Annotated in this window: 3 protein-coding genes; 1 reads left to right on the forward strand and 2 read right to left on the reverse strand. The window is 63.3% G+C overall.

What is annotated here, in order from left to right:
• Positions 1-40: 40 nt before the first annotated feature.
• Together gspG and ACYPXD_RS20520 are read right to left on the reverse strand one after the other, a co-directional pair.
• The gene (gene gspG, locus ACYPXD_RS20515; protein WP_459715784.1) at positions 41-457 is read right to left on the reverse strand and encodes a type II secretion system major pseudopilin GspG; all 417 of its coding nucleotides are present in this window, start codon (positions 455-457) and stop codon (positions 41-43) included.
• A 135-nt stretch (positions 458-592) separates the two neighbouring features.
• On the reverse strand, positions 593-8,869 hold the full coding sequence (locus ACYPXD_RS20520; protein ID WP_459715177.1) for a discoidin domain-containing protein: 8,277 nt from the start codon (positions 8,867-8,869) through the stop codon (positions 593-595).
• A 777-nt stretch (positions 8,870-9,646) separates the two neighbouring features.
• On the opposite strand from ACYPXD_RS20520, the gene ACYPXD_RS20525 reads away from it, so the two are divergent.
• Positions 9,647-11,035: M85 family metallopeptidase (locus tag ACYPXD_RS20525; RefSeq protein WP_459715180.1), on the forward strand; the 1,389-nt coding region annotated here is incomplete at its 3' end.

The following is an 11,035-nucleotide window of genomic DNA, read 5'->3' on the forward strand; positions in this document are numbered from 1 at the left end:
GCGCACCGGCATCGCACGTTATGCTCAGTAGTCCGTTCGTCTATTCGCTGCTGATCTGCGCGCTTTCTCCGCTCGTGCCCGACTGGCTGTCGGGCCCGTTCGAGATGATCGCGTAGTCGCTTTTCGCACCGGGAATCTTGTAGATGTACGGATGCCCCCACGGGTCGAGCGGCACTTCCTTCTTCAGATACGGTCCCGCCCATTTGTCCGCGTTGGCCGGCTTGACGACGAGCGCGGTGAGCCCTTCCTGGGTGGTCGGATAACGGCCGACGTCGAGCCGGAAGTTGTCGACCGCTTTCGTGAACACGTCGATCTGCGCGCGCGCGACCGTCACCTGCGACTTGCCCAGCTGCGCGAAGTAGCGCGGCCCGACGAGCGCCGCGAGCATGCCGATAATCACGAGCACGACCAGCAATTCGAGCAGCGTGAAGCCATGCTGCCTGCGCTGCTGTTTCATGCGCCGCGCGACCCGTACCCGCTCGCCGCCGCTGTTCACCGTCGTGCTACTCATGCCGAACCGCCACATCGAAACTCTCCTCGATGCGCCCGCCGTACGCGGGCGCCTTGACTATTGCCGGGCCTCTACGACCGGTTACTGGCCGATACCCAACACCATATGCTCCGGCTGCGGCGCCTGAATCAACGTGCTCGCATCGGATGCGTCGTCATACGGGAAGCCGTAAGCGAGTCCGCTGATCGAGTGGTCGTGGAAGAACCGCGCGTACTCGTTGGACGGCGACGCTGCATACCATGCGGACGGCGTGGCCCACTTCGTGACGTCTTCCATCACGTGACGGTTGAACGCCGCGCAGATCTGCACTTCGATCGCAAGCTCCGTCGAATTGCCGGTCCCCAGCGCGCCCGTGCCTTGCAGGATGTCCTGCGTAGTCGGCTTGTTGACGACGTAGCTGCCGCCGACGAACGCGCCGTTGTTCAGGTTCACCTCGTTGAACACGAGCTGGTCGCCCTGCACCTTGCCGACAAACTGCCGGCTGTTGCTGAACATATTCAGCACGAGGCTGTTCGACGTGTAGTACTTCCAGACCTCATCCACGTAGGCGTCGAAGTAGTTGCCGTTCGGTTGCCCGGCGGCAAAGCTGCTCTTCCCCGGCGACATGATGCGCAGCTGCGACGGCGTCTGCGGCTGGAACGCGCTCGATACTTCGTTCGCGTACGCGGCGAACAGATCCGCGCGGTGCTGCGTGATGCCGTTGCGCTTGTGGAACGTGTGATTCGAGCCGTACACGTCTTCGGTCAGCGGGAAGCCGAACTCGTCGACCTGCGTCGTGTTGATCCACAGGCCCGAGTCGTTGTACGTGAACTCATACCAGTCGAACGGCACGTTCAGGTTCGGGTCGGTCGGGTTCTGCGGATTCGGCCCGGCGAAACCGATCTGGTTGTTCGCATCGTTCAGGATCTTCAGGAACACAGGGCTGCCGAGCGACACGTAGATGCGGCCCGAGAACAGCTGGGGCAGCTGCAGCGTCTTGCTCTGCGCGAGCGTGAACGCATAGTTCGCGTAGTTCTGTCCGTCCGGTCCCGTCAGATGGTTCTGCGCATCGTTGTCCGACACGGCCGACGCGACGATCGTGCCGTCCGGCTTCAGCCACGCGAACTGGCCCGTTGCCGGATCGCGTGCGATGACGAGCACATACACCTTGTCGTCCGAGTACGCGCCGTTCGTGTTGTTCGCGAGATCGACGCTAACGAAGCCCGGCTTCACCGTGTAGTTCGGGAACGAACTATCCACCGTCAGCGTCGCGTCGTTCGACGTCGCCGGACCGTTCGGACCGGTCACGACCACGCTGTACACCGCGCCGCTGTCGCCGGCCGCCGTAACCGGCGTGTCGTACGTGCGGCTCGTTGCGTTCGCGATCGGCGTGGCGTTACGGCGCCACTGGTACGTGAACGGACCGTTGCCCGACGGCAGCACCGCGAAATGGCCGTTCTGGCCGACCGGCACGGTCTGGCTCGCCGGCTGCTCGATAAAGGCCGAGACTGGTGCGCTCGTCGTCGCGCCGCTGTTGTACAGCTGGAACTCATACAGCGAGTCGCCGTACTGCGTGGAACGCTGCGTCGCGTACATCCGCACGTAGCGTGCCGTCACCGCGGCGAACTTCACGTCTTCGAGACCACCCTTGCTTTGGTTCTGCGTATAGGCCGGCGTCCAGTTCTGATTGTCGGTCGACGTCTGGATCTGATACGCGAGTGCGTGTGAGTTCTCCCACATCAACACAGCGCGATCGAAGGTCTGCGCCGTGCCGAGGTCGACTTCGAGCCACTGCGGATCGTCGAAGCCCGAGCCCCAGCGCGTCGTCGGATCGCCATCGACCGCCGCCGTCGCGGGCAGGTTGCCGTTTTCCACGCTGCTCGCCGTCGCCGTCTTGCGCAGCGCGAGGTTCACGCTGGCCGCTTGCGGCACGAAGCTGACACTGATGGTGTGCGAACCGGTCACATTCGTGAACGTGTAGGTGGACTGCACACCGACTTCCTGGCCGTCGACGAACATCGCACCGACACCGTAGCCTTGCGCCGGCACAGCCGTGAAGGTCTGCGTGGCGCCTGCGTCGATATTGACCGTGCCCGCCGGGCTCAGCGTACCGTTCGCGTCGCCGCTCGCGGTAATCGCCACCTTCGGCGTCGTCGCATTGTTATAGACCTCGAACTCAAACAGCGAGTACCCGTACTGCGACGCACGCTTCACGCCTTGCATGCGCACGTAGCGCGCGGTCGTGGACGGCACGGTCAGATCTTCGGTGCCGCCCTTGCCCGCGTTCTGCGTGAACACCGGGTTCCACGTCTTGCCGTCGTTCGACGCCTGCAGCTGATAAGCCGAGCCGTAGGCGTTCTCCCAACGCAGCACGATGCGGTTGAACAGCTGCGCCTGGCCCAGATCCACCTGAAGCCACGCGTTGTCGTCGAACTCCGACGACCAGCGCGAGCCGAGATCGCCATCGACCGCGGCGCTCGCAGGGTAGCCGTCACCCTGCGTGCCGCTCGCCGTCGCGACCTTGCCGAGCGCGAGATTGCCGTTCGCCGCTTGCACGGGGTTCGTGCTGTTGTTGCCGCCCGTGCTGCCGGTGTTGCCACCGGTATTGCCGGTATTGCCGCTATTGCTGCCGGTGTCGCCACCCGTGTTGCCCGTGTTGCCCGTGTTGCCGCCCGTGTTCCCACCGGCATCGCCGGCCGTCGGCATGTTGAACACTTCGAACTCGAACAGCGAGTTGCCGTAGTCGCTGCTGCGCTGCGTGCTGAACATCCGCACGTAGCGGGCCGTGACGGTGGTGAACGAAATGTCTTCGACACCGCCCTTGCCTGCATCCTGCGTGAACACCGGCGTCCAGTTGTTGCCGTCGTTCGACGTCTGGATCTGATACGCGATCGAGTGCGCGTTCTCCCAGAACAGCATCACACGGTTGAAGGTGCGCTGCGTGCCGAAGTCGAGCGTGATCCACGACGGGTCGACAAAGGACGACGACCAGCGCGTGTCCAGATTGCCGTCCACGGCGTTCGACGCCGGATAGCCGTCGTTTTCGAGCCCGCTCGAGGTTGCCTTCGCGCCGAGCGCGAGGTTCACCGCACCGGCGCTCGGGCCGAACGTCACGTTCACCGTATGCGTCATCAGCACATCGTCGAACGTGTAGCTGCTCACGAGACCCACGTTCTGGCCGTCGACCTGCACCGCCGTCACCGCGTTGCCGTCAGCCGGCGTGAACGTGTAGGTCACCGGACCGCCCTGCAGCACCTGCGTCGTGCCGGCCGGCGTAACCGTGCCGCTGCCCGTCGACGTCGCCGTGACGGCGTACTGCGGCGTATTCGCGGTGTTGTACACGCCGAACTCGAACAGCGAGTAGCCGAACTGCGTCGCGCGCTTCGTGCCGTGCATCCGCACGTAGCGAGCCGTGGTGGCCTTGAAGCGGATGTCTTCCGTGCCGCCCTTGCCGCCTGTTTCCGTGTACACCGGCGTCCAGCTCGAATCGTCGTCGCTGCCGTCGTTCGACACCTGAATCTGGTAGTCGACCGCGAACGAATCCTGCCAGCGCATCACGACACGATCGAATGTCTGCGCGGAGCCCAGATCGATCTTGATCCACTGCGGGTCGAGGAAGGACGACGACCAGCGCGTGCCGTCGTTGCCGTCCACCGCCTGTTGCGGCTGGTAGCCGTCGTTTTCGACGCCGCTCGCGGTGACCGTCTTGCCCAGCGCGAGGTTGGCCGACGGAACCGGGTTGCCTCCGTTACCGCCGTTTCCACCATTACCGCCATTACCACCGTCGCCACCATTACCGCCATTGCCACCGTCGCCACCATTACCGCCGTTACCGCCGTTCGCGGCTGGGGTGACAGTCAGCGTCGCGTTGCCGCTCGACGCGCTGCCGCCGCCATTGCTGACGATCACCGAGATCGTCGCACCGTTATCGGTTGCGGCCACTGTCGGCGCCGTGACGAAAGTCGGAATCGTCGTGATCGCCACGGCCTTGCCGTTCTCGAACCACTGGTAGCTGAACGGTCCAATGCTCTTCGGATCGAGGCCGACCGTGAACTGCGCGGACGTGCCTTCGGCGACCGACTGGTTCGCCGGCTGCGCGTTGATCACAGGCGCCGTGATCGACGGACCCGCCACGCACAGCGATGCCCCCGGCGTGTTGTTCTTGATGCCGAACGTCGCGTTGCCCTGCGAGTCGACGATAAACGCGTCGCCCGGCGTCGACTGCACGTCGGTCGTCGTCCACGTGGTCCACGGCAGCGGGAACGCGCACTGGGCGTAGTTCGCACGCGCGATGGTCAGCGCCTCGGCCTGGGTCGGCAGACGCATGCCGATCGAGTTGCAGTACTCGGCCGCGAGATCCTGCGTGAACTGCGCGCCCTGCTGGCGGAACGTCGTCGAGAACTGCTGCCACGTCTGGCCGCTCACGTTGTCGCGCACGGTCGGCACGAACGGGCCCGTCCCGAGTTGCGACAGATCCGACGGCGGCACGTACTGGCCCGACTTCGCCGGAATCGGCGTGAAGCGCTCGGTGTTGCTTTGCGCATCGCATTGCGGCACGTCGTAGACGCCGAACTCATACAGCGAATAGCCGTACTGCGTGTGACGATGCTCGCCGAGCAGGCGCACGAAGCGTGCCGACGTGCTGCGCAGCGGAATCGTCTCGGTGCCGCCCGTACCCGCGGTTTGCGTGTAGATCGACGTCCATTGCTTGTTGTCGCCGGTATCGTTCGATACCTGGATTTCGTACTGATCGCCGTACGCGTTTTCCCATGCGAGCACGATCTGGTCGAACGTGCGCACCGTGCCGAAGTCGAGCTGGATCCACTGCGGATCCACGCCCGCCATCGACGACCAGCGCGTGGCGAAGCTGCCGTCGTTGACGAACTTCGGTCCGAGACCGTCGTTTTCGACGCTGCTTGCCGTCGCCGTCGCACCGATCGCGAGGTTCGTCGCGCCGCCACCGCTCACACTGAGCGTGGCCGGACCGGCGGTCACGCTGCCGGCGCCGTTGCTGACGGTGACCGTATAGTCGCCGTTATCGGTATCGGTCGCCGACGTGATCACGAGATTCTTGCTGTTCGTGCCGACCACCGTGTCGCCGTGCTTCCACTGATACGTCAGCGGGTCCGAGCCGCTCGCGCTGACGCTGAAAGTCACGTTCTGGCCAAGCGTCACGGTCTGGCTGCGCGGCGGAATCAGGATGCTCGGGAACGTGCCCTGGCCAACCGTCAGCAGTGCGGAGTTCGACGGCACCTGGCCCGCGCTGTTCTTCACGAGCACGCTGTATTGCGTGTTGTTGTCGGCAAGCGTCGTGACCGGCGTGATGTAGGTCGGACGCGTTTCGCCGGGGATGGCGTTGCCGTTCTTCATCCATTGATAGCTGAGCACGGGCGAGCCGCTCGCGACCACGTCGAATTCCGCGGTCAGACCGACCGTGACCGCCTGCGGCGTCGGCTGCGTGACGATCTTCGGCGTCGACGGCTGCACCACCGAGAGCGTGGCCGAATTCGACGTCTGATTGTCGGTGCCGTTGCTCACCGCGACCGAATAGCTCGACTGGTCGTCGCCAATCTGCAGCGTCGGCGTCGTATAGCTGAAGCCGGTCGCGCCCGAAATCGGCGTGTTGTTCTTCATCCACTGGAAGTGCAGCGGCGTCGCGCTCGCGGCGAGCACGTTGAAGGTCGCCGTGAGACCCACCGTCGACTTCTGGTCGAGCGGCTGGTTGATGATCTGCAGTCCCGACGCCTGCTGCGCGCCGATGATCAGATCCTTGCCATCAAACGTTTGCGCACTGCCCGTCGGGGCAACGTCGAAACTGACCGTCCCGCTGCCCAGGTTTGGCGCGCTCGCCGTCACGGTGACCGTGCCCGGCGTGAACGTGCTCTTGACCACGATCTGCGTCAGGCCGCCTTCGGCGTAGAGGCTCGGCCAGCCCGGCGAGTGGAAATGCAGGTCCTGCCCGTCCGATACATAGTGGTCGCTGCCGCCGCGGTACTCGCCCGCGCCGCTCACCTGGAACGTGATTTCCTGGCTCGCGTCCGGCACGACGATGCCGTTCTTGTCGACCACGGCAACGTGAACGATCTCGGCGTCGGTGCCGTTCGCCTTCATCACGAATTGCGTGCCGTCCGGCTTCACAAGTTGCGGTTCGGCCGTCAGCACGATGTGGTCGGCGGCGCCCGCCGTCACGAGCTGATCCTGCGTGACGACTTCCTGGCGATCGTTCAGACACTGGGCCACGAGCGTGCCCGGCTGCCATTGCACATTGTCCCAGTGCACCTGGCCCGGCAGCAGCGTGGTGCTCTGCGTCAGATTCGCGCTCGAATCGGAAGACGTCGGGTTGGGCACCTGCGGCGCGCCGACCGGCTGGCCGTTGAGCAGCAGGCTGACCTGCGGGCAGTTGCTGAATGCGTTGACGGTCACGAGGCCCGAGCGGTTCCACGTATGCGCGAGCTTCACGACCGGCTTGCGGTCGAACGGTGTCCAGACCGCTTCGTAGATGTAGTAAAGCAGACGCGGCAGACGGTTCTGGTCCATCATCGAGGCGCCATTGCCGCGCACCTCGGCGTCCACCGTGCCGTCCACCTGCGCGACGATTTCGCCCGGCGTATCCGCGAGGTACCAGTGCGCGATACCCATCGACTGGATGCCCACGCTCTGCACCCAGTTGTTCACATACGGCGCGGCAAACGCCAGCTCGAAGTCGTACTTCGCGCGGCCCACGCCGTTGCCCCAGTACTCGGAGCCGACCGACGGCGTATCCGGGAAGTCGCGCTTCACGCCGATGTCGCAGCCGTCGCCGCTACAGCCGAGCAGGCCGCCGTTCGCGGGATTCGGCGTGCGGTCGGCCTGAACGCGCGTATTGATCGGTTCCCATGTCTGCGCGATCGCTTCGAGGTCCTGCGCAAGCGACGTGACCATGCCGCCGTTGTTCGCCTCCCAGGCGAGCACCGACGGGTGGTTGCGGTCATGGATGACCATGTCGCGGTGCAGTTCCTTTTTCAGCGTGACGTTGTTCGGCGTCGTGAGACACCCGTCCGCGACCTCGGTCTGGCACAGCGAACCGAAGCCGCCTTCGCCGTCGCCGCTCGGCTGCAGCATCATGATGCCGTAGGCGTCCGCGCCGTCGAGCCAGACCGGGCCTTGTGCCGAGTGACCGGGGCGGTACAGTGCGCCGCCCGCCTGCGCGAGCAGGTTCAGATCGCGCCATTGCAGTTCGGCCGGCACGGCCGAGCCGAGCGCCGGGAAATCGTAGCGGCCCGACGCGCCCCACAGATAGCGCGCGTGTCCGTTGAAGATCGGGAAATTCTTGTCCCACGTGAGCGTGCGGATGCCGAGCGGCGTTTCCTTCGCATCGACTACGGTGCCGTTCACGCTGACGGTATGAATCACGTGATACAGGTACGGGCCGCCGTTCGGGTCATTGTTCGGATACCAGAGCGTCGGGTTCGACACGGTCATGACCTGCGTGAACGTGGTCGGGCTCAGAACCGGCGGGTTCACAACCGGCGACACGTTGGCGGGCACGGTGTTGGTCTGCTCGTCGCGTGCCACGACCACCCCGTTCGCGTCGACGATCTGCGTCGTCAGCGTCACGGGCTGGTCGGTCGAATATTCGTTCACGACGTTGGTCTGCACCTGGATCGTCGCCGACGACGAACTGGCTGCCGTCGTCGCGACGTAGGTGCCCCACGTCTGCACCACCGAATAGATGTTCTCGGGAATATGCAGGCGGTCCGTGATGTGCATGATCACCGGACGGAACAAGCCGGAATCGCTCTGGCCGAAGCGGAACGCGCCGCCGAAGCTCGGCGACTCGAAGAACGCGTCGTTGCGCGCGACCTTCACGGCAATCACGTTGTCCGTGCCGTCGAAGTGCAGGTACGGCGTCGCATCGACCACGAACGGGATGAAACCCATCACGTGCGTCGCGTTCGGGTTGATCGCGCTGTTGCCGTGCATGAAGGTGCCGTTGATGTACACCTGTGCGCCGACGTGGGCGCCCTGGAACTCGATCAGCACCTTGCGGTTCGCATAGGACGAATCGAGCTTGATGTGCTTGCGGTACCAGGTGATGTTGCCCGTCAGTTCGCCCTCGCCGCCACCCGACTTTTCGTTGATGAACGTGTCGTCGTCGGAGGGCGACTGCGGCACGCCCTTGAAGGCCCAACTCGAGTCGTCAAACGTTTGCGTCGAATAGAGAGGATTGTCGTCCTGCTTGTTGTACCGCCAGGGGGTCTCGCCGAGATTGATGTCGAGACGGTTGGACGCCGGTACGACGACGCCCGCGACAGCGTGTGCCGTGGCGAATACCAGCAATAGCCAAAGAAGTACAAGCCGGCCCGTGAGCCCCGATAAATGCCCAATGCGATCGCGCATCGTGAATTCCCTTCTTCTCGTTTTACTACGCGTGGCTTTCTTTCGCCCCATTCGGCACTGCCAGCCGAAAGCGAACGTCGAAGTGATTGAGGTGCCATTGAGAGCGCTATTCCCCGGGGCGCTATGATCGGGCGTTAATTTCACCGTAAAGAAGCCGATGCGAAGATGCGAAGTAAAATACGAAGTAATTTTTGCTGGAGTCACTGTCCAGGTACACGTTATGCGGTAACCGGGGGCTCGCCGGAATATTGGAATGCGTCATGCGTTCGCGCGCAGATCCACGTCTGGCCTGGCTTTCAGGGTTTCCGGCCGGCGTGTGGCCGAGACACATGCATAACGCACATACAGGCCACACTCTATTTCGTTGCATTACCGGAATTGGGATAAATCTTACATTTCGTAGTTTTTTGATATGCTTTAGTAATAATTAGGAAAGAAATGTATTCATCCTGAAGCTGGGTTTGGGTCACCGTTTTGTCACAATTCTGTTTGCAGTTGTTATGCAATGGTCAAGCACAGGAAATGCGTCGACCTTATTCGATGCTTTAAATTACTTTCAAACTTTTTACGCGACGCAACGAGTCGTCAGGTAAAGGTTTTTTAAAGATCACTCGTATGTGGTAGCGGGACGCTCACCAAAACAGACTGACCGGTTTGTCCATTACCTCGCACATGCACGACGCATAACAATGGAGACGCGGCTCAAATCCGGCTGCGCCGCCGCGGCACGAACTCCGTCGTTCCGCGATCGCCGACATTTCGTTATCCGTATAAATGATGAACACAACACACTCTGCATCGCGTCCCTGGCTTACGATATCCGGTTATAACGACGCCCTGCCGAACAGCGGTGTCCCTCCGGATGGGCGCACCCATGGTTCTCAGGGCGGCGGTACGGTACAGCAGGCAAAGCGTGTCAAGCGCGACAATACCGGCGGACGCCCCGAAAGCTCGTCCGATGAGTTCGCCGACTACGTCGTCAATCTCGGTAACAAGACCCCGCTGACGGACGATCAATTGCGATCCTCGCGCCGTGGCATCCTCCAATCTGTCGAGTCGAGCCACACCTGGCTCGCGGACCGGCAGACGACCGACGCGATCGGCAACACCCTGCTCGGTGTCCTGGACCGGTCGCCGACTTTCCGCAATCTCGTCAGTTACAGCCTGAACCGCGACGGAGAAATGATCGAAGACATCTCGTACAGGAACAGGTACACGCGCGATCCCCGGTACGAGGGTCAACGGAAGAAGATTAGCGAAACGAGCCTCGCCGACCTTCAGGTGCTGCACGCGACAGATCCGCTGCCTATCACTGCCGTTCCGTTGACGGAGGCAGGCTACAGTGGCCCCCAGGAACCGTACGTAAGTATCGGCGCGGCACCGAACGCCGACAGCCCTGCCTATCCGCAGTGGCAGGAAGAGTTGATTCACGAAGTCGTCCACCACTTGACCGGCGCGGCAGATCCCCCCGAAAACATGCGAACGACCCATCTCGGACCGACCGAAATCCTTGCGCAACGTATAGGGCGCGAGATGGGCTGGACCCAACCGCAATATAACGCCTACCTGGAAGACGCTCGCGTCGCGCGAGCCTATGCGACCAATCGGACGGCGCTGCTCGACGCCGCGCAACGCAATGCCGGGCACGAGCGCGCGTTCTTTGAACGACTCGAAGGCGTCAGCGGCGGCAGGGGCGCCAGTGCCGATTTTCATGAACTCGATCCACCGGGTGCGGCCGGCGGCGCCGCTCATAACGCCTCAGTTGTGCCGACCAGTATGCAGCTCGCCGAACTCAGGCAATTACTCTTCCATGACGGCGAGGTATCGTTTTTCCCCTTCGCCGACAGCGCCCCTTTGGGCAAGCCCGAGGGATACCAGAGCGCGTACGCGGCCAGCAGCGCGGATTGGGACACGCAGGGCCGGTTCTTTCAGTATGGCGAACCGGTGGGCGGCAATCCGCACGTCCGGCAGTTCGATTTTACGGACGGCAGCAAGGCCGTCATTACCGCGCATCAGCCGGTACTGGCCAGCAGCGATCTGACCGGCTTCGAGAAGGCCATGACGGTCGGTGGTGCGACGGCCGCCGGCGCCGTCATCGGCTTTGTCGGCAGCGGCGCCAATCCGGCCGGCGCATACCTTGGCGGCACGGCCGGCGCCGCCGCCGGC

The organism is Paraburkholderia sp. 2C (genome assembly GCF_054589215.1).